This window comes from Paenibacillus sp. J22R56 (assembly GCF_056269375.1).
Window position 1 is genome coordinate 37,733 of record NZ_JBWDNV010000007.1, and the last position, 19,028, is coordinate 56,760.

The 19,028-nt window shown below is 44.1% G+C and carries 15 protein-coding genes; 7 read left to right on the forward strand and 8 right to left on the reverse strand.

Annotated elements, in window-relative coordinates; all coding sequences use genetic code 11:
* Nucleotides 1-18: 18 nt before the first annotated feature.
* The gene (locus AC0YNT_RS17320; protein ID WP_475805767.1) at nt 19-1,260 is read left to right on the forward strand and encodes a mechanosensitive ion channel family protein; all 1,242 of its coding nucleotides are present in this window, start codon (nt 19-21) and stop codon (nt 1,258-1,260) included.
* A 62-nt stretch (nt 1,261-1,322) separates the two neighbouring features.
* Here the strand turns inward: AC0YNT_RS17320 and AC0YNT_RS17325 are convergent, their stop codons facing one another.
* From AC0YNT_RS17325 to AC0YNT_RS17355, 7 genes are all read right to left on the reverse strand, one after another.
* On the reverse strand, nt 1,323-2,348 hold the full coding sequence (locus AC0YNT_RS17325; protein WP_475805768.1) for a phosphodiester glycosidase family protein: 1,026 nt from the start codon (nt 2,346-2,348) through the stop codon (nt 1,323-1,325).
* Nucleotides 2,349-2,618: 270 nt separating this feature from the next.
* A complete protein-coding gene (locus AC0YNT_RS17330; protein WP_475805769.1) occupies nt 2,619-4,253 on the reverse strand; it encodes an extracellular solute-binding protein in 1,635 nt (544 codons plus the stop codon).
* A gap of 50 nt (nt 4,254-4,303) precedes the next feature.
* Nucleotides 4,304-5,188: a carbohydrate ABC transporter permease gene (locus tag AC0YNT_RS17335; protein WP_475805770.1), complete on the reverse strand. Its 885-nt coding sequence runs from the start codon at nt 5,186-5,188 to the stop codon at nt 4,304-4,306.
* 24 nt (nt 5,189-5,212) lie between these two features.
* On the reverse strand, nt 5,213-6,124 hold the full coding sequence (locus AC0YNT_RS17340; protein ID WP_475805771.1) for an ABC transporter permease: 912 nt from the start codon (nt 6,122-6,124) through the stop codon (nt 5,213-5,215).
* A gap of 16 nt (nt 6,125-6,140) precedes the next feature.
* Entirely contained in the window at nt 6,141-7,994 is a 1,854-nt protein-coding gene (locus tag AC0YNT_RS17345) for a glycosyl hydrolase (protein WP_475805772.1), read from the reverse strand.
* Entirely contained in the window at nt 7,994-9,514 is a 1,521-nt protein-coding gene (gene xylB / locus AC0YNT_RS17350) for a xylulokinase (RefSeq protein ID WP_475805773.1), read from the reverse strand. The genes AC0YNT_RS17345 and xylB overlap by 1 nt, the downstream gene beginning before the upstream one ends.
* A 213-nt stretch (nt 9,515-9,727) precedes the next feature.
* Nucleotides 9,728-10,936, reverse strand: coding sequence for an ROK family protein (locus tag AC0YNT_RS17355; RefSeq protein ID WP_475805774.1), 1,209 nt, complete (start codon nt 10,934-10,936; stop codon nt 9,728-9,730).
* A 188-nt stretch (nt 10,937-11,124) separates the two neighbouring features.
* On the opposite strand from AC0YNT_RS17355, the gene AC0YNT_RS17360 reads away from it, so the two are divergent.
* From AC0YNT_RS17360 to AC0YNT_RS17375, 4 genes are read left to right on the forward strand one after another with little or no spacing between them, the layout of a single operon-like run.
* The gene (locus tag AC0YNT_RS17360) at nt 11,125-11,697 is read left to right on the forward strand and encodes a C39 family peptidase (RefSeq protein WP_475805775.1); all 573 of its coding nucleotides are present in this window, start codon (nt 11,125-11,127) and stop codon (nt 11,695-11,697) included.
* A gap of 46 nt (nt 11,698-11,743) precedes the next feature.
* Nucleotides 11,744-13,063: a spore germination protein gene (locus AC0YNT_RS17365; protein WP_475805776.1), complete on the forward strand. Its 1,320-nt coding sequence runs from the start codon at nt 11,744-11,746 to the stop codon at nt 13,061-13,063.
* A 1-nt stretch (nt 13,064) separates the two neighbouring features.
* A complete protein-coding gene (locus tag AC0YNT_RS17370; RefSeq protein ID WP_475805777.1) occupies nt 13,065-14,156 on the forward strand; it encodes a GerAB/ArcD/ProY family transporter in 1,092 nt (363 codons plus the stop codon).
* 29 nt (nt 14,157-14,185) lie between these two features.
* Nucleotides 14,186-15,208: a Ger(x)C family spore germination protein gene (locus AC0YNT_RS17375; protein WP_475805778.1), complete on the forward strand. Its 1,023-nt coding sequence runs from the start codon at nt 14,186-14,188 to the stop codon at nt 15,206-15,208.
* 54 nt (nt 15,209-15,262) lie between these two features.
* Here the strand turns inward: AC0YNT_RS17375 and AC0YNT_RS17380 are convergent, their stop codons facing one another.
* Nucleotides 15,263-16,201, reverse strand: coding sequence for a magnesium transporter CorA family protein (locus tag AC0YNT_RS17380; RefSeq protein ID WP_475805779.1), 939 nt, complete (start codon nt 16,199-16,201; stop codon nt 15,263-15,265).
* A gap of 409 nt (nt 16,202-16,610) precedes the next feature.
* Here AC0YNT_RS17380 and AC0YNT_RS17385 point away from each other — a divergent pair, with 409 nt between their 5' ends.
* Nucleotides 16,611-17,843: an MFS transporter gene (locus AC0YNT_RS17385; protein ID WP_475805780.1), complete on the forward strand. Its 1,233-nt coding sequence runs from the start codon at nt 16,611-16,613 to the stop codon at nt 17,841-17,843.
* Between the two features lie 151 nt (nt 17,844-17,994).
* Nucleotides 17,995-18,978 (forward strand): glycerophosphodiester phosphodiesterase family protein, encoded by a 984-nt coding sequence (locus AC0YNT_RS17390; protein ID WP_475805781.1) that lies wholly within the window; start codon nt 17,995-17,997, stop codon nt 18,976-18,978.
* Nucleotides 18,979-19,028 lie beyond the last annotated feature (50 nt).

Consider the following 19,028-nt stretch of genomic DNA (forward strand, 5'->3'; position numbering starts at 1 on the left):
TTCTTTTTAGGAGGAGCAATGAACTACATCAAAGATCTACTTAACGAAATGGGAGTAAATTCCGATCTATCCGTCTATCTGGCCAACATCATTCTTGTCATCATTATTGGGTTATTAGGAATGGCCGCCAACTTTATAACCAAAAGAGTTGTCCTTCGCGTTGTGACCCACTACATTCGGAACAACCGGTTCCAATGGGATAACTACTTGCTGGATCGCAAGGTTTTCCATAAGCTGTCCCATATCGTACCTGCTGTCATCATTTATTATTTTTCATTCAACTTTCCAGCTTACCAGCATTTGATTGCGAAAGGAATTGCGATCTATCTCATTGTCGTTGCCCTTCTCGTTCTGGATGCGTTCCTTAACGCGATCAATGATATTTACAGAACCTTTGACATTTCCAGAAGCCGTCCCATTAAAGGGTATATTCAGGTGGTCAAGATCTTTCTGTTTATCATCGGCGGCATTCTGGCGATCTCGAACCTTATTGGCCAGAGCCCTGTTATTCTTATAAGCGGTATCGGCGCCTTATCTGCTGTCATGATGTTAATTTTCAAGGATTCGCTGCTTGGTCTGGTTGCAGGCGTGCAGTTAACAGCTAACGACATGGTCCGGGTTGGCGATTGGATCGAAATGCCTAAATACGGTGCAGACGGGGACATTATCGATATTTCCCTAAATACAGTCAGTGTTCAGAACTTTGATAAAACCATTACCAGCATCCCATCCTACGCCCTTATTTCAGATTCCTTCAAAAACTGGCGGGGTATGCAGGAATCCGGTGGCCGGCGCATCAAACGGTCGGTCTACATCGATATGAACAGCATCGGTTTTTGCACACCGGATATGATTGAGAAATTCAAGAAAGTCCATCTCTTGAGCGATTATATCCTCGATAAAGAGAAAGAAATTACCCGCTATAATCAGGACAATGAAATCGACCACACCGTTCAGGTAAACGGCAGAGCGATGACTAATATCGGCGTGTTCCGCGCATATATCACACGGTATATTGAGCAGCATCCGAAAATCCACAGCAGTATGACGCGAATCGTCAGACAGCTCCCCCCGGGAGAGACTGGTCTTCCGATCGAGATCTATTGCTTCACAAATGACATTAATTGGGCAACTTATGAAGGTGTACAATCGGACTTATTCGATCATATTCTAGCTGTTGCCAAGGAATTTAACCTGCATGTCTTCCAGAGTCCTTCCGGTAATGATTTTAAAAACATGCCAAGCACCGGCACTTATTAGCATCATATTGGCCATTATAAACAAAGAGCGTTCGAAGGAAATCCTTCGAACGCTCTTTACTATTAAAGACCAGTTACCTCTTTCCCGTCCACATCTACGTGAAGGTCATCGCCGTTTTCCGGAACCAAGGCCCAGATATTAGGCAGATAACGAGGGATATTATTTTTGGAAGAAGGAATCGTAATATTAACACCGTTAAAATACATCGAAGAGGAAGAGCCGCCATCCATACACATCGCATTAATGGCTCCACGCTCATACAGTAAGTCCTGTACTTCTTTGATACTTGCTCCAACGGAACGGGTTTGACGGCCGTCAATAACAACAAATATAATACTGCCGTCTGCCTTTTGGCCAATTGCTGTACGTGGACCCCATCCCCAGCCGCCATCGCCGTCAACCATCTTTTGACCATTAACGATGAGCTGCGGTTTAAACCCTGCTGCAGATTGGACACCAAGCTTAACTAATTCATTTGCACTGTATTTACCGGTTATCATCACGCCGTCTTTTGTAATACCAGCTACAAACTCTTGTTTATTTTTATTCCCACTTTTAATCACGCCATTCTCAATAACTACACCGGTAGAAGCTCCACCATTGCCATGACCGTTCAAGTCCACAAAGCCACTCGCATTGATTGCGGCAAGAGCTTTCGCACGCTTCGCAATCGTAAAGATTTGCTCACCATGATCACTGAGCTGCGAACTAACCAGCTTCACCCGATTCGGATTTGAGATCGTAATGATTTTCCCTTTGTAATAATGCGTAGGATTTGTGTAACTCTCAATGGACTCAACATGTACGTACAGATCCTTCTCTGACTTTACGTCCACCAAGCTATCTAAGTCATCTTTGCCCGATGCACTATTTATATAATTCGGATTGTTTATATTTTCTAACATAGCATCCAATTCGCTTTGAGGCAAAAAGGTGTACTTCGCCCACTGCCGATGTTGAGACGATAATATACTCTCAGCCGCCATTGCTCGAAGCCGATACCCGTGATCTGTAAAGAACATAAAGATACCCGATATAACAGCCCAAACGATAATAAAGACGCCAACAATGCCTATAAATTTCTTCACTTATTACATCCTTTCTGTGCGGTATTGAGTTTTCATCTAGCGATCTAAGTTGAGCATTGATGAAAATCTCTCTTTCACCCTTAGGATGAAAGCCCATTATAAATGCAGCAGCTACGCAAATGATAGAAGCAAATATTATCAGCTACTTCTTAATAGACGTAACAAAACGAAAAATAAGTGCAGTTTTTAATGTTTTTCTTTTGTTAAATATTTTCCAGCACAAAAAGAAATGAAAAAGCAGCCCCTATAGGGACTGCTTTAGAACTTGGTTTATTGATTCTCAAGATAACGCGTATAGGCTTCTTGCACGTAACCGATAAATTCGTACCAGCCTGCTTTTTCAAGATCCTTCAGATATTTATCCCAATCTTCGTCGATGCCGCCGTCCGTTACCCACTTACGCCGATTGTTGTCCATCAACTGATACACTTGAGCGGACAGCAGTGCCATCTTGTCAGCCACTTCCGGTTCGTAGAAAATGGTGTGCGGAATATAAGGATCGTTTAGATGTTTATCTATGAAACCAATAGCCTTCATATCATCTAGCAGACGCTTCGCATCCTGCGGATATTCTACAACTGTATCGTAGTAGTCTGTCAATACAGCGATCGGCGTTCCTCCGCCAATCGTATTGCGGCTGCGCATCTCGCTGTAGGTCTTCAAACCGTCCTTCAGGTCATCAAATACCATAACACCCTTGTCATTTAACTTGTACTGATAGCCAAGCGGCCCCCAGTTCGTCTGAACGGACCAGCTTGGATCGTATAGGCCGTCAGCCCACTTTAAGATTCTTGCCGGATCCTTCGCTTCCTTCGTGAGCACGAAGGCAACCGGATTATGCATTTCGACCAGGTTCTCACGTGTGCCGAATTCTCCGCCTGGGCCAGTCAAATATGGTACAGCTACATAATCCTTGACGCGTTCCTTGTCGACCATATCGCTTATCGAGAAGGTCAATACGCTTCCGACGATAACGTCCGGATTTCTTAATTTGGATTGCAGCTTTGGACTGTCGGTAATCAGATATTCCTGATCGATCAGGCCATCCTTGTACATGTCGTGCAAATATTTAATACCAGTTTTGTAGGCTTCTGTAGTTGATGTGCTGAATACCTTACCATTCTCGTCCACGCCCATGCTGTCGTTACGGTCTGCCTGTCCCCATAGTCCAAAAAACTGACCAAAGTCGTTGGCATTACGCCAATGCCCAATACCCGAGGTTACATCTTTATTGGCCAGCGCCAATCCGATTTCATCCTTTTCGCCGTTTCCGTTCATATCCGATTCCACGAACTTCTTAAGCGTATCGCGGTATTCGTCGATCGTCTTCGGAATCGGTAAGCCAAGCTGATCCAGCCAAGGTTTATAAATATGCAGAATTCCTTGGTTACTTATTAAGCCGTACATCTCTTCAATATATGGAAGACCGTAGATATGGCCGTCCGGCGCGGTGATCAACGCTTTGTATTCCGGGCGCTTCTCCAATACTTTGGAGAAATTCGGCATATCCTTTATGTAATCATCAATCGGAAGGAAGATGCCTTGATCCACATTCTTCATAATCATACTTGTGTTAAGCGTTTGCATAAATGCTTCCGGTAAATCTCCCGTAGACAACATCAGATTCACTTTCTCTGAAGCCGACTCTGAAGGAATTTCTTGCCAATCGATATCGATGCCGGATTCTTTTGTATAGTTTTTGTACCAGATCATGTCTTTAGCAGGAAGGTTTTGCGGACTCTTCGGCCGGACGATACGGATGGGAGCATTGGAATTGCCCTTTGTATTTGCGGATTCGGATGCATTGTTATTCGTAGAAGGCTCATTATTGCTGTTCGATGAACAACCGGCGAGAATTCCCGGCAGCATTATAGCAGTACATAATATTGCGACCATCTTCTTCATTGTACTCATCTCTCCCCTTGATTTGAATTGAGTAGAATCTGTGATCCGCATTAGCCTTTTATGGAACCGATCATAACCCCTTGAGTAAAATATTTTTGCAGGAATGGATACACCGTTAGCAGCGGAAGACACGAAGCAACAATTACACCATACTTCAGCTGCTCGGCAATACGCTGGCGTTCGGCCATAGACATAGCATCCGACAGCATCTCGTTTCCAACCTCATTCGTAATCAGAAGGTTCCGCAAAATAACCTGAAGGGGAAATTTATCTTCGCTCGAGATATAGATCAGTGGTTCGAAGAACGAATTCCAGTGCCCGATTCCGTAGAATAACGCCATTACTGCCACAATGACCTTGGATAAAGGTAGAACAATAGACAAGAAGAATTTGAAGTCAGAGCATCCATCCATAACGGCCGCTTCCAGCAGCTCATCTGGAATTGTACTTTGGAAAAAGGTACGCGTGATAATAATATTCCACACGGATACAGCAGTGGGCAGGATCAATGCCCACATCGAATCCATAATTCCAAGCTTGTTAATGAGAAGATAGCTCGGAATAAGTCCTCCGCTGAAAAACATTGTAAAGATGAACAGCAGCATAATAGGGTTGCGGCCCGCCAAATCCTTCCTCGAGAGCGCATAAGCACCAGTAAGCGTGAAGACCAAATTAACTAAAGTGCCGCATAACGTATAGATGATAGAATTCAGGTAACCGGTCCATAGCGGCTTATAGTCGAAAATCTTCGCATAGCCTTCTGTATACAAATGTTCCGGTATAAGCAGGATCCCTCCACGATTGACGACGTTAGGATCTGAGAACGAAGCAACGACGATGAAGTAGAGCGGATAAAGAATACATAGCGTGATCGCTGCCATAAGCGTGTAATTGACTACGGTGAAAATTTTGTCGCTCAGGGACAAGGATTTCATTCGTCTTTATTCCTCCAATCGGAATTACCATAAGCTGCTTCCGGACATTTTTCTCGATGCATAGTTCGTAAAAATGAGAAGCGCAAAATTGATAACAGAGTTGAATAGACCAATCGCCGTTGCAAAGCTGTACTGCGCATTAAGCAGTCCGACCTTATAGACATAAGTAGAGATGATCTCTGATACTGGCAGGTTCATGCCTTGCTGCATCAGGAATGCCTTCTCCCAGCCTACGGACATAATACTGCCTATTCCAAGAATGAAGAGGATCATAATCGTCGGACGAATCGACGGCAGATCGACATGCCAGATCCTCCTCAGCTTGGTTGCACCGTCAACCGTCGCCGCTTCATGCAATTCCGGGTTAACGCCGCTTAGCGCCGCCAGATAGATAATGGCGCTGAAGCCCATCGTCTGCCATATTCCCGAGGAGATGTAGACGGTACGAAACCACTCTTCCCTCGCCATGAAATTGACGGCATCACCACCAAACATCGTAATGAAGTTGTTGATGATACCCGTGCTAGGGGCTAAAAAAACGTTCAACATCGACACTAGCACTACCGTTGAGATAAAATACGGCGCGTAAGTAACCGTTTGCATAAATCGCTGAGCAAACCGGTTTCGAATCTGATTCAGCAGCAGAGCGAATAGAATCGGAACCGGAAATCCGATCACAAGCGAGAACACACTTAGCTTGATCGTGTTCGTCACGATTTGCTCGAAGACAAAGGAATCGAAGAAGGCTTTGAAATGCTCCAATCCAACCCAGGGACTGCCAAGTATCCCCATGCTGGACTTGAAATCTTTAAAGGCAATGACGATTCCATACATGGGGACGTAATGGAACAATAAGATGTATAGTACAGACGGAAGCAGTAGCACATAAAGCTGCCATCGCTTCATCGCATTAGCTAACATCCCTTTGCTTTGCACGGTGAATTCCTCCTAGTTACCTATTCGTAACAGATCGAATCGTGATGTTATGGAAGCTTACTGTTCCGAAGTGAGCAAAGAATCTCAGATAAGCATGTTCTCTGTTTATTCGGCTGATGGATGTACGTTTACCGTTTACACAAATGTCAATGAATGCTTCCTTCACGGTCGCTTCGACCTGGACACGTCCTTCTAATCCTTTTACATGATAAATGGAAGACACTTCATCCTCTTGGAAGCCAACGCAGACCGTCTCATGAACACCAAGTTTATGATTGGAAGGTTCGAATCGAATATCGTTTCCTTGCTTGAAATCAGAGTCTCCAGCTACAGAAAATCCATAGAACATTGTTGGATGCTCTGGAACGGCTTCGAAGGTAATCTCATATTCGCCCTCTACCTTTCCAAAAATCTGCTCGGCAAATCCATTCAAATTCGTGATTGAAATGAGTTCTTCTTGCTGTGTCACAACATGGCTTGATAAATCGGCGAATTCGGCTGGTATCTTGAGTCCAAGAGCACCGTCTTCTTCCTGAACAAGTTCGCGGATGACCAGTTCGCCGCCGTATCGGCCCGGTCCGGACAAGAAGCCTGTAACCATTCTTCTTCCTTCCGGAAAGGCAGCCGTCTTCGGCACCCGTAATTGAACGCTGTCAATCGTATCCATTACGGGGCGGAGCCAAGGACCAAACGGCTCATGGGAATAACGGTAACGAGCAAGACCATCATTGCTGAAAATCAGGTAGTACAAGCCGTTCCATTCAAAGTAATCGGAGCATTCTGGTTCACCATGGTAACCCGGAACGATGAACGGCTCTTCCTCTTGCCAGTTCTGCAGATCATTTGATATAAGATGGGCAAGGCAGCCCTCGTACTTGCCGCTGTCTACAAGACTTGTCGTAATCAGCATATGATAGACGCCTTCTGCATCCTTAAATACATGCGGATCCCTTACGGAGGAAAGCAAATATCGGTTTGAAATGTTTATGTATGTCTCAGACTTGGTGAATTGAATTCCATCTTTACTAACCGCATAAGTCAATTGAGCTGGTGAGCCATCCACTGCACGAACAGCGTAGAAAGCATAATATGCATCGTTCTCCTTTATAACGGACCCTGTACAGATCGACCCTTCCCAATCCTCTGTAACGGCGACAGCCATAGGGTGATGAGTCCAGTTTTTAAGATCCTTAGTAGAAATATGTGCCCATTGATGCGCACCTAAGCCCCATTTGCTGGCGTGGCCTCGGCGATCAAACAAATAATAGAAGTGGAACGTTTCCCCGTCGAAATAAGGCATACAATCGCCGACCCCAGTATTAAACCCTTTTGGCTTCCAATACTGAATGGAGCTTGGCTCCGTTCCAAGGTATAGCGTCTCTCGGCTCTCCAGACTTTGCTTATCCCGTATGAGGTTACCCCGCTCTGCCTCATCCAAGGCATAAGGCCAAATTTTCGCTTCCAATGTCCCCTCATAGGCTTGTGCCCTAGCATTCTCCAATTGAACGGAGCCCATCGGCCAATCCTCATCTACTAACACGCCGTCTACGAACATTTCGACGATATGACCGCTATAGCGAAGTAAGAGGTCATGTTCCTGCTGGCCAATCGCTTGCCATGGAACCGATAACGTTAACGGCTTATCTTTGGCATCCGTATAGAGGTCAATGAGCAGAAACCCTTCATTAGAATGGATGCGAACTGCAGGGATTCCATTATCACCTAGAATGAGGAGCAGCTCCTCGCTTTTTTCTACACTCTTCACACGTGCTCCAACGGTCAAAGCTTTGAGAGTTCCGAGGTCCAAGGATTGTTCAGCCTGCGTATTCTTAAGCTCCATAAAGTTGCCGCCACCAGTAGCTTTTATCATTATTTCGACACTCCTGTCTCATTCGTAATGTTATTCAGCATGGGAAAGAGTTCCCGATTATGCTCATAAAGCTTGCTATAAACGGCATATTGCCGGTCATAGATTACATGATTGTCAGGGTCTGGTCGGAAAGGATTTCCGTGCAGCTTGACGACAGTTGCACAAGCCTGCTCGACTGTATCATATAGCCTCAAGCCAACCCCAGCCATAATCGCAGCGCCTACGCATGCCTGCTCCTCTGTGGTGCTTACATAGACTTCCCGGTTCAATACATCAGCAAGGATCTGGCTCCAGAGCGCACTCTTCGCACCACCACCTGATATGATGATTCTCTTCAGATCTACCCCAAGTGAGCGGATGATCTCAAAGCCATCACGAAACGAATAACATACCCCTTCAAGCACTGCTCTTATGAGATGTGCATCATTGTGGTCCAGCTTGAGACCGAAAAACATCCCACTTGCTTGTGGATCCATATGAGGGGTTCGATCACCTGTCAAATAAGGTAGAAACAGTAATCCATTACTTCCTGCGGAAACTTCTTTCGCCTTCAAATCAAGCGACTTGTAATCGTCATTCTTCAATACCTGTGAAGCCAGCCACTTTAATGACAGCCCTGCACTCATCGTTGCCCCCATCAGATACCACCGATCTGGAACCGCATGTACATAAGAGTGCGTTCTTAACTTCTTATCATAGACTGGTTGATCGATGGTGGTAAGCAGCTGTCCTCCGGTACCAATCGTACAGGATATGTCACCTGGTTCAATGATACCGTTTCCAACTGCTTGCATCGCTTGGTCTGCCCCGCCGTATACAACCGGTGTTCCTGCTTTGAAGCAGGTTTCGGATTCTGCTTGCCGCGTAACTGAACCTGCTACTTCCCAAGGACTACCTATTGTCGGAAACTTCTTTCTATCGATTCCGACCGATGTGATTAATTGTTCCGACCAATGAAGGGATGCTATATCATAGGCGGAAGTTCCCGAAGCGTCGGTGGTGTCTGTTCCGATTTCACCAGTCATACGGTATCGGACATAATCCTTCGGCAGCATGACCCGGTCAATTCGGCTATAGATATCAGGTTCATTCTCTTTGATCCACATAAGTGAAAGGATAAGAAACCCGGTTGACACGGAGTTCTGAATCATACTCCCTAGCTGTTCAGTCGTCCATTTAGATTCCAATAATGCCTTCTCAGTAATCGAACGCTGATCACACCATATGATGGATGGGCGAAGCACTTGACCTTGTTCATCGAGTACCACCAATCCGTGCATCTGACCTGAGAAGCCAATCCCCGCTAACGATCCGCCGTCTATATCAGCTCTCAATACCGCCTCAGCACTTGTCTTTTTAACCAACTCCCACCATTCTTCCGGATTCTGTTCGGCGTACCCTGAGACAGGAATATTGATGTCATACTCCATTTGCGCAAATCCCAGCACTTTGCCTGAAGTATCCATTACCATGGATTTCACGCTTGAGGTTCCGATATCAATCCCCATCAGTAACGACATGCTGCGGCCCTCCCATTGATTCGATTGTGATCGTTATTTGTATGATCGTTTATATTGTTACTATAAATCTATTTATTGATTTGATCAAGTAATAAATTTTCGTCACACAAAAAAGACCTCCAATGCTAATGGAGGTCTTCAATATTTACAACCTATGATTCAACATTAATAAAGAAAGTCCAGCCAGAGATGAACTCTAAGGCTGAACTTTCTTTAATCCGGACTACTTTTGACTTGCAGGTTCAAATAACTGGATGGTTGGTCCAATATGCTCTCGATCGCTACGATCGCTGAACCAACCAGCATGGTGTCCTTGTCGTCAGAAGCAAGCTCAATGGTCAATTTACTCGATACATCGGGCAGCACGTGCTCGTTAATGACTGATTTCACGGTATCGTGAAGGAGTGCTCCCGCTTCGGCTAACTCATCGCCAAGAATGATTCGGTCCGGATTAAAGGTGTTTATGATATTTACAAGACCAAATCCAAGAAACCACGCTGCTTGTCTAACAGCCTCTTTCGTTTCATTTGACTTATCCCCTTGTAATTCTTTCCAAACTGACTTGAGCGAGGTATATTCCTTGTTTAAGGTTTTCAGCAGAGCTGATGTAGAGCAATATAATTCAAGACAGCCTCTATTTCCGCATTCGCACTGCGGACCTTTGAAATCGATGCTCATATGTCCGATTTCGCCAGCCATGCCAAGTGATCCTCGGAAAACCTTGCCATCTACGACAATCCCTGCTCCCACGCCTTGGCCAGCGGCTATATAGATCATAACACCTTGTTCCTGATGGGATTCTCCAAACCACCAATGCGCTAGAGCCCCCGCCTTGGCGTCATGCTCGATATAGACAGGAAGGCCAAAATCATTCATCAATTCTTCCTGAATGTTTATTTTCTCCCATCCCGGAAAATAAGTCATTAGACCAATCCGACCTTCATTACGAAGCAGCGGGCCTGGTGTAACCACACCAATGGCTATGACATTACCGACCGAATTGGAACGAATCATATCCCGAATCAGCTCCTTCATCCGATTGAAGGCATTAGCTGAGCCGTCCGTTATATCGATAGGAATCTGTTGCTTCCTATATTCAACTCCCGCCAGATCATATAAGGCAACCGTGATCGATTTCCTTGCAAGGCGGATCCCGATGATCTTGTAGGGCTCGCAATTCAACTTAATGCCGATAGAGCGCCGCCCTTTCTTGCCTTCGATAACCCCTGTCTCCACCACAATGCCCCAACTGATCAACTCATTAATGATATTCGTAATCGTCGATTGATTGAGTCCGGAGTCCTGGGTTAACTCCGCTCTTGAGCATACCTGCCTTCTTCGCATAAGGCGAATGACCAATGAGCGGTTCATTTCCTGTACGTCTTCAAGATTAGTCCCTCGCTTCGTCTTCGTTACAATCACTATATATCCCTCACGATATTCTATTATCGAATTTTGTATCAACTTCTTTAGAATAACATTTAACTAAAGCCTTCTCCAATTTTTTCTTCATGAGCTTCCATGGTATCTGCCGGGGCTACTTTTATTCAAGGGGTGCATACGATGAATGAGGAAACTCTATCATTCCATCTATATGCAGGGGGATAACAATGTCAAATAAATTGGTCTATTACAGTCAAAAAGATAAACGTTGGTCGAATCTTCCATTTACCATAACCGGCAACAAGAAGCAGACAATCGGGACAAGCGCCTGCGGACCTACGGCTTTTGCTATGGCGGCAAGCTATTTTCTAAGGCGGGCTGTTCTGCCGACAGAAGTTGCAAAGTTCGCATTAGACAAGGGATATCGCACACCAAGAAATGGTACAGAGTGGGAGTTCATTGTGGCGGCTTCGAAGTATTATAAATTGGGTTGTATTCAAACCGATACATGGAAAACTGTGCAAAAAGCGCTCTCAGCTGGCGCCCTTGTCATTGCAACGATGGGGCCAGGACACTTGACAAGTGTAGGTCATTTCATACTTATGGTAGGTGTTTCGGGCAAGTGGGTTCATGTTTTTGATCCTAACCATAACAACAAGAAATACGGGAATGATGGTCTGATTAAACAAGTCGTAAAGAATGATGGCAAGATTTCCGTCCATCTCTCCGTGTTTCAAAAAGAAGCTCGGCAATATTGGATCATTACAAAAGGATTGGATAAGAGTAGCCATGTAAATTAAGGACATAATAAAATTGAAATTTATTCCTGCGAGGAGAACAACCGATATGGCAGCTATAGATGAATTAAACACCTACTTCTCTTCCTACCCGGATTTCGTGCATCAGAAGTTGCAAATTGCTTCTGAGACTTTTACCATCGCCGGTCTAAAATCGTTAATTAATTTCCCTCAAACGATGTATATGGTTAGAGATCCACTGCTCTCAGCTGCCATTAACAGGCTGGAGCTTCTTGATATCTTCACTGGACTTGGCCAAGCAATCGCATTGGATACGAATACAATCATCTCTGAAATCAGTGATGGTATGCTTATCGCTGTTCATGATGCTACAGGTAAGGTTATCAGTATTTATCCTGTACCTCAGTCAAGCAGCAGGTCTATCTCTTTGCCCACAATGGAGAATAATGTAGGTGGATCTAATAGTGCGTTTAACGAGGACCTGAATTCCAATCTTGTTCTGCTTCGCAGCCATTTGAATGACAATGACCTCAGAATAAAGACTTATACGTTTGGCAATGACAAGAAAAACACAGTGATGCTGTGTTATTTGGAAAAAGATATTGATCCAACACTACTGGACACATTGACACAGAAGCTTGAGGCTAATCTAAATACGGAAATTTCAAATCTAAAGGAGCTTTCTTCGGTCTTTCAGTTTTCGAAATTTTCTCTGGTTACCCATTATATGACCCACGAGCTTCCACAGAATGCCGTTCGAGCCATCAAAAACGGAAGAGCTGTTCTCTTCATTGAAAGACTGCCGTTTGCCATTATTTTGCCAAGCCTTGTATCCGATATGTTCATTACGGAAGATGATTTGAACCATCCGCCTGTATTTAGCTGGATGCTCAAAATCCTGCGCATAATCGGATCACTAACAACGTTAATTTTTCCCGGCCTATATGTTGCTCTGGTCTCGGTTAACCCCGATGTATTACGTTTTGAGCTGGCTCATTCCATTGCAAGAAGCCGCCTTGATGTGCCGTATCCGGCAATCATTGAAGCCCTACTTCTGCTCGGCATCATGGAGTTAATTATGGAAGCTATTATTCGGCTCCCTACCAGCATCGGGCCTACTGTTACAATGGTTGGCGGTATAGTACTTGGACAAGCCGTGGTCGATGCCAAATTAGTAAGCAATCTTCTCATTATAGTGCTTGCCGCTGCTACTATTGCTAACGCCACCGTTGTAGGGTTTCAAAACTCCTATACACTTCGATTATCTAAGTATTTGCTTTTGATTCTTGCGGCGTTCCTGGGGGTGCTTGGCCTATTGTCAGGACTTGTGATTCTATGTGCTTACTTGGCTGGTGTCCGAACACTTGGTATTCCATATTTGCAATTGATCCGGGCTAAAGGAGATTGAAATGTCAAACCTTCAAGTTTCCACAACCTACATTTTGACCCATCTGGGGTTAATTTTTTTCTTATACCCTAGCGATGTAATCGATAGTACGAACGAAGCACAATGGCTGCCCGTACTTACTGGGTTCGTGTTTCATCTTCTGATTATATTCGTTTATCTTAAGGGGTTACGTTATTTTCAAGGTGAGAATATCGTGAACATTCTTATGAGAAAAAATAAAATAGTAGCCTGGGCTGTTTTATTACCTATGCTGCTTTATTTGTCATGGATTATGATAATAGCTGTTCGTTCATTTTCAGAAGTCATTTCTATCGCCTTTTTATCAAACACTCCAATATGGATTCTAATATTGCTCCTTCTCCTCGTCCCAGGCTTTATGACTTTGCACGGGAAGATCGGAGGCTTGCTCAGATTGTCGGTCATGTTTAGCTGCTTGTTCGTTATACCCATTGTTTTTGTACTTGCAACTTCATTCCAGAATGTCGATTGGCATTACTTGTTTCCGTTATGGCCAGGCCCTAGAGCGCTTCATTTCCTGACGCATCCTTCCTTTTACAAAAGCTTGTTTGCTTATTCTGGCGGATTTTTACTGCTTGGATTTCTTCCGTCCTATACGGCTTACAAGCCAAAAGCCGTTTTCTGGGGAAGCTTAGTGATTCTCCCTTCCTATTTGATTGCTGTATATGTACCAGTTCTGACTCTTGGCGAAGAAAGCGCGCGCCAGCTTCAATTCCCTTATCTCTTTATTGTAGACACAATCTCAATCAACTGGCTCATGTTTGACCGGATCAATGTATTCTTATTACTCAGTCTGGTTGCTTTCTGCATGTTTTTCATTGCTGCAACCATGTTTCAGATTCTTGAAATCATTCGGCTTGGTATAAAGGACATTAGCCCTAACTTTCTGGTACCAATCCTTATTATTTACTCTTTAATCATATGCCTGTTTATTCCGGATTGGAAAACCGTGGATCTTCTCTTCCAATGGAATACACCCTTACGACTATATGTAGCCTGCGTAACTCCTGTCGTTGTACTAGTAATAGGATGGTTGCACGCAAGGAAACAAAAACGCGAGTTGAACAACACATGATACTGCGAATCTTAATAGGACTTACATTTATGTCTATACTTAGCGGCTGCTGGGACAACAAAGATATTAACCACCGCGCCTTGCCAATTGCTATGGGAATTTCTTATCACGATGGTAAGTATAAGATTTATCTGGATATTCCAAAGGTAAGCGAAAGGAATGCAGGGATTCAGGTCATTACAGCCTCAGGAGATTCCGTTAGTTCAGCCGTCGACCATATCAGTATGAATATGGAGAGTCAGGTGGATTTGCTACATTTGAAGGTTATTGTCGTAGATAAAACTTTTGCACACCGAGGATTAAATGAAATAGCAGACAGCATAATCCGTTCCCGTCACGTTTCACCAAAAACAATGTTTGTTATTTGCGATGAACCACTTGACCAATTTTTCAAACGAATTAACAATCCATCTAACGGAGATGGTAATGAAATCTACGATTTTTTCCAAAAAAACTCCGGGTGGAATCCTGAAATTGCCTACACGCCAGTTTGGAAAGTTTTCAGAAGCATCCATTCTTATACCCATGATGTTGTCCTCCCAGTCATTCAATCTGGCGAGACAACAGCCATCCAAAGTAATGGGTCCGGAATTCTCAAGAACGGCAGGATGGTGGGTCGTTTAACTAATGAACAAACCTTATTGTATAACGTATTTAACGGAATTAGTTTGGATGGAAAAATCGAGGTTACAGGTAAAGCTACCCTTCAACTTGTTAACAGCCATATTCGACATCAAACTAAGTTAGATAATAAAAAGCCTGAGATGAATTGTATGCTTCATCTAAATGTCATTATTCTGGATGCAACAGGACACCCATCTACAGAAGAGATCAAATTGGAGCTTCAGACTCTTCTGCAGCGCAGGTTAGAGCAGCTTTTGCAAAAAGTCCAGCGTACCCAAGCAGATATCTTTGGCATTGGCCAGCATTTCCGTAATGACCTTACGAGGACAGAACTGGCAAATTGGCGTACGGAATATTACCCTCAAGTCAAAATTAAACTTAAAGTAAAAACCACGATTCGTAATACGGGCAATCTCAAGCTGCCTTGATCACTTGAATTTCATTAAAAAAGTCGATTCCTTTACGCACTAGGAATCGACTTTTTAAAACATCCTCCTTCTCCATAGTACCAACCCGATCCAAGCAACAAAAATAAATGCGATGATCAGTGTTAGAATCCAAGAATAGGGGTCTTTATCCGCAATAGGCAAGGCCACATTCATACCAAAGAAACTAAATACAAGTGTAGGCAAAGTTAGAAAAACGGTAAATAACGTAAGAGTTTTCATTGTTTTATTTAATTCATTGGATATGAGTGAAGAATACGAACCTGTTATGCTGTTCAAAATTCTTGTATATAATTCTGTCGTTTCAATTCCCTGATTATTTTCAATTTTTAGATCTTCTAGAAGATCTTTGTCATCGTCATATAATTTCATGGAACTTGTACGAAAAAGCTTGGTTATCACATCCGCATTAGCCTTTAAAGAGGTGAGGAAATAAACTAAACTTTTTTCAATCTCCATGAGGTCATAGAGCTGCTTGTTCGTTAAGGAATCACGCAAATGACTCTCTATTTTAAGACGCTGCTTGTTGAGCAGTTTTAATTTCTCTATATACTGAGTTGAAAATAATAATAACATCTCTAATGCAACACGATTCTTCATTGAAGTGTTCACATTTTTCTTGATTAAATGATCTAAAGAGTTAGTCGATTGGTTGCATACCGTAACTATGTAATCCGTTCCTAAGATGATTCCAATAGGAATCGTAATATAAGAATCAAATTGAAGATTACTGCCATCAATAATTGGGAAATCATTAATAATTAATGTACAATTCGTCTCTTCATCATATTCAATCCGTGCACTTTCTTCTAAATCTAACGGATCTTCTAAAAATTCCATGGGGATATTACAAAGCTGAGATACCTCTTTAAGTTCTTCCTTTGACGGTGCAGTAATATGTATCCAGCTATTCTTTTCGAAGTTTGCTATTGTTTCTAGAATGCCATCAGGAGAAGACTTATAAGTAATCAACATAATTTACACTCCCTCACATTTAGAAAATGATTGCTGAAACCCATAAGTTACCTTAAACACAGTATCTCCAACTTTAAGTGAAAACGTTACATATTTGATGTCGAATTTCGCTTAATGAGGAAAGAACAGGACGCACCTGTTTCTTCCCTTTTCATTTGCTCAAATAGATGAATTGTGAAGCTAACTCATTCTATGAAGGCTTGTACGGCTTGGTTCTTCCAATTGCCTGGGTGGAAGCCCATTTCATAGATTAACGAGAATCATAGGATAGGCAGGACTTCCCTTTCTTCTTCTCTCCTTTTCATTTAAAATAATTACACTTAGACAAGTTTCGAAATGTTGAAACCATGTTCTCGACCTATTTTTTATTTTATCTCTCATTTCGCATAACAAGAAAGGATGGCTTGTCTTGAATGTAAAAAGTTCGTCCGTGCTTCATAACCGCTCATTCTTGCGCTTATGGATCGCACGGATTTTCTCAGCTAGTGCTTTTCAAATCTTGTCCGTCACTATTGGTTGGCAGATGTACGATCTGACGGGCAGCGCCTTTAAGCTCGGCCTCGTAGGCCTGGCTCAGTTCTTGCCCATGCTGCTGCTGACTCTGCCAGCGGGACAGACAGCGGATCGCTACGATCGCCGTACTATCGTTTTTCTTTGTCAACTAATGGAGAGCGCCGTCGTCGTCTTGCTCGTCATCGGAAGCATGCAGGGCTGGCTTGATCCTCTTCATTTATTGATTGCCGCTGCCATTCTCGGCGCTTGCCGTACCTTTGAAGGCCCGGCTTCGGCCGCGCTAGTGCCGGATATCGTGGAACGCGAGCAGTTGCCTAAGGCAGCAGCCTGGTCCGCCTCGGCGATGCAAACGGCAATGATCGTCGGTCCGTCGCTCGGAGGTGTACTCGTCATCTGGGGCGTTTCATTTGCTTACATGACAACGCTGGTCGCGCTCCTGATTTCCGCTTTGCTGATCTTCTTCGTCAAGACCGTCCATTTCGTGAAGAAGCTGGAAACCATCAGCATGGACACCTTCTTCAGCGGTCTACGGTTCGTATTCGCTCGCAAAATCATTCTGGGCACCATCTCGCTCGACCTGTTCGCCGTTCTGCTTGGCGGCGCGACTGCTTTGCTGCCAATCTTTGCCGAGGATATCCTGAAGACCGGTTCGCTTGGTCTAGGCCTGCTTCGCTCCGCTCCGGCAGTCGGCGCAATCGTGGTTTCACTGATCCTAACGCGGTATTCGGTTGAGAAGGCCATCGGCAAGACGCTATTTGCCTCGCTTGTGATTTTCGCGTTAGCAACAATCCTGTTTGGCGTCTCCCGTAACCTCTGGCTATCGCTCTTCGCGTTGTTCCTCACTGGCGCTTCCGACGTCGTCAGCGTTGTCATCCGTTCGACGCTCGTACAGGTTAATACGCCACAAGAGATGCAGGGCCGCGTCAATGCCGTCAATTCACTGTTCATTGGCACATCGAACCAGCTCGGCGAATTCGAGTCCGGCACGATGGCTGGATTAGTTGGTGCCGTGCCTGCGACCGTCATCGGCGGCGTTGGCACCCTAGCCGTCGCCATCATCTGGATGTATGGGCTATTCCCTGTTCTTCGGACCCAGAAGACGTACTCGGTCGAAGAAGGGAAAGAATAACGATTTTTTAACCGCATTTGCCGTTTATGGCAGTGCGGTTTTCTTTTGTCGTATCAGTCAAAAGTAACTAAGCAATCATTGTAACCGATTGATCGCATGGATAGAATTAGAGCAACTGCTGAAATGCAGTGCAGCTTGGAAGGAGCAGCCCATGAATCGATTTAGGAAGATGATTAGAAGTAAACCATTTATCATTATTGCATTACTCGTTGTATTAATATTTTTGAATAATACCTCCTTGTTTAGCCAACCGTCAGGCGGCAGCCCGGTTTTACTTGCCCATCGCGGACTGGCGCAAACTTTTACAATGGTAGACATACAGAACGATACCTGCACAGCTGAGCGAATCTATAAGCCAGAGTACCCCTACTTGGAAAATACGATTGCCTCAATGGAGGCGGCTTTTGCTGCAGGCGCAGATATCGTTGAATTTGATGTTCATATTACAAAAGATGATCAATTTGCTGTTTTTCACGACTGGACGTTGGACTGCCGGACAAACGCTAAAGGCGTCACTCGGGATTATACGATGGATGAATTGAAGCAGTTTGATATTGGCTATGGATACACGGCTAACGGAGGCAAAAACTATCCTTTCCGAGGTAAAGGAATTGGTCTAATGCCTTCGTTAACAGAGGTATTAACTCATTTTCCGGATAAATCCCTGCTTATTGATGTAAAAAGCAATGATCCTGAAGAAGGCAGGCTCCTGGCTCAATATTTGACTGAGCTGCCGGAAGATCAAAGAAGCAAGCTTGCCGTTTATGGAGGAAATGAACCAATTGCAGCCTTAAAAGAGGAGCTTCCCGATATGCGGGTGATGTCAAAGGCTACAATGAAGAAATGCTTGATTACTTATCTAGCCGTTGGATCAACGAGTTATATACCTGCCGCATGTAAACATACGGAATTACATATTCCCGAGAAGATTGCTCCATTCCAATGGGGATGGCCGGATAAGTTTCTAGATCGGATGAAAAAAGCAGATACCTGGGTTGTAATTGTAGGTGGGGATAGCAGTGATTTTTCCAGCGGATTTGATACATTGGAAGATCTGGGGCGCTTGCCTGACGGCTATTCAGGCGTCATCTGGACCAATCGGATCGACCGGATTGCTCCGGCGTTTGATCGTTAGTTACCAATTTATCAACTAATCACTTCACAAAAAAGCAGCCAATCATTTAA

Coding starts and splice junctions, on each gene's coding strand:
- AC0YNT_RS17320 (WP_475805767.1), top strand. CDS start 19: ATGAACTACATCAAAGATCTACTTAACGAAATGGGAGTAAATTCCGAT.
- AC0YNT_RS17330 (WP_475805769.1), bottom strand. CDS start 4,253: ATGAAGAAGATGGTCGCAATATTATGTACTGCTATAATGCTGCCGGGA.
- AC0YNT_RS17335 (WP_475805770.1), bottom strand. CDS start 5,188: ATGAAATCCTTGTCCCTGAGCGACAAAATTTTCACCGTAGTCAATTAC.
- AC0YNT_RS17345 (WP_475805772.1), bottom strand. CDS start 7,994: ATGATAAAAGCTACTGGTGGCGGCAACTTTATGGAGCTTAAGAATACG.
- xylB (WP_475805773.1), bottom strand. CDS start 9,514: ATGTCGTTACTGATGGGGATTGATATCGGAACCTCAAGCGTGAAATCC.
- AC0YNT_RS17360 (WP_475805775.1), top strand. CDS start 11,125: ATGTCAAATAAATTGGTCTATTACAGTCAAAAAGATAAACGTTGGTCG.
- AC0YNT_RS17365 (WP_475805776.1), top strand. CDS start 11,744: ATGGCAGCTATAGATGAATTAAACACCTACTTCTCTTCCTACCCGGAT.
- AC0YNT_RS17370 (WP_475805777.1), top strand. CDS start 13,065: ATGTCAAACCTTCAAGTTTCCACAACCTACATTTTGACCCATCTGGGG.
- AC0YNT_RS17375 (WP_475805778.1), top strand. CDS start 14,186: ATGTCTATACTTAGCGGCTGCTGGGACAACAAAGATATTAACCACCGC.
- AC0YNT_RS17380 (WP_475805779.1), bottom strand. CDS start 16,201: ATGTTGATTACTTATAAGTCTTCTCCTGATGGCATTCTAGAAACAATA.
- AC0YNT_RS17390 (WP_475805781.1), top strand. CDS start 17,995: ATGAATCGATTTAGGAAGATGATTAGAAGTAAACCATTTATCATTATT.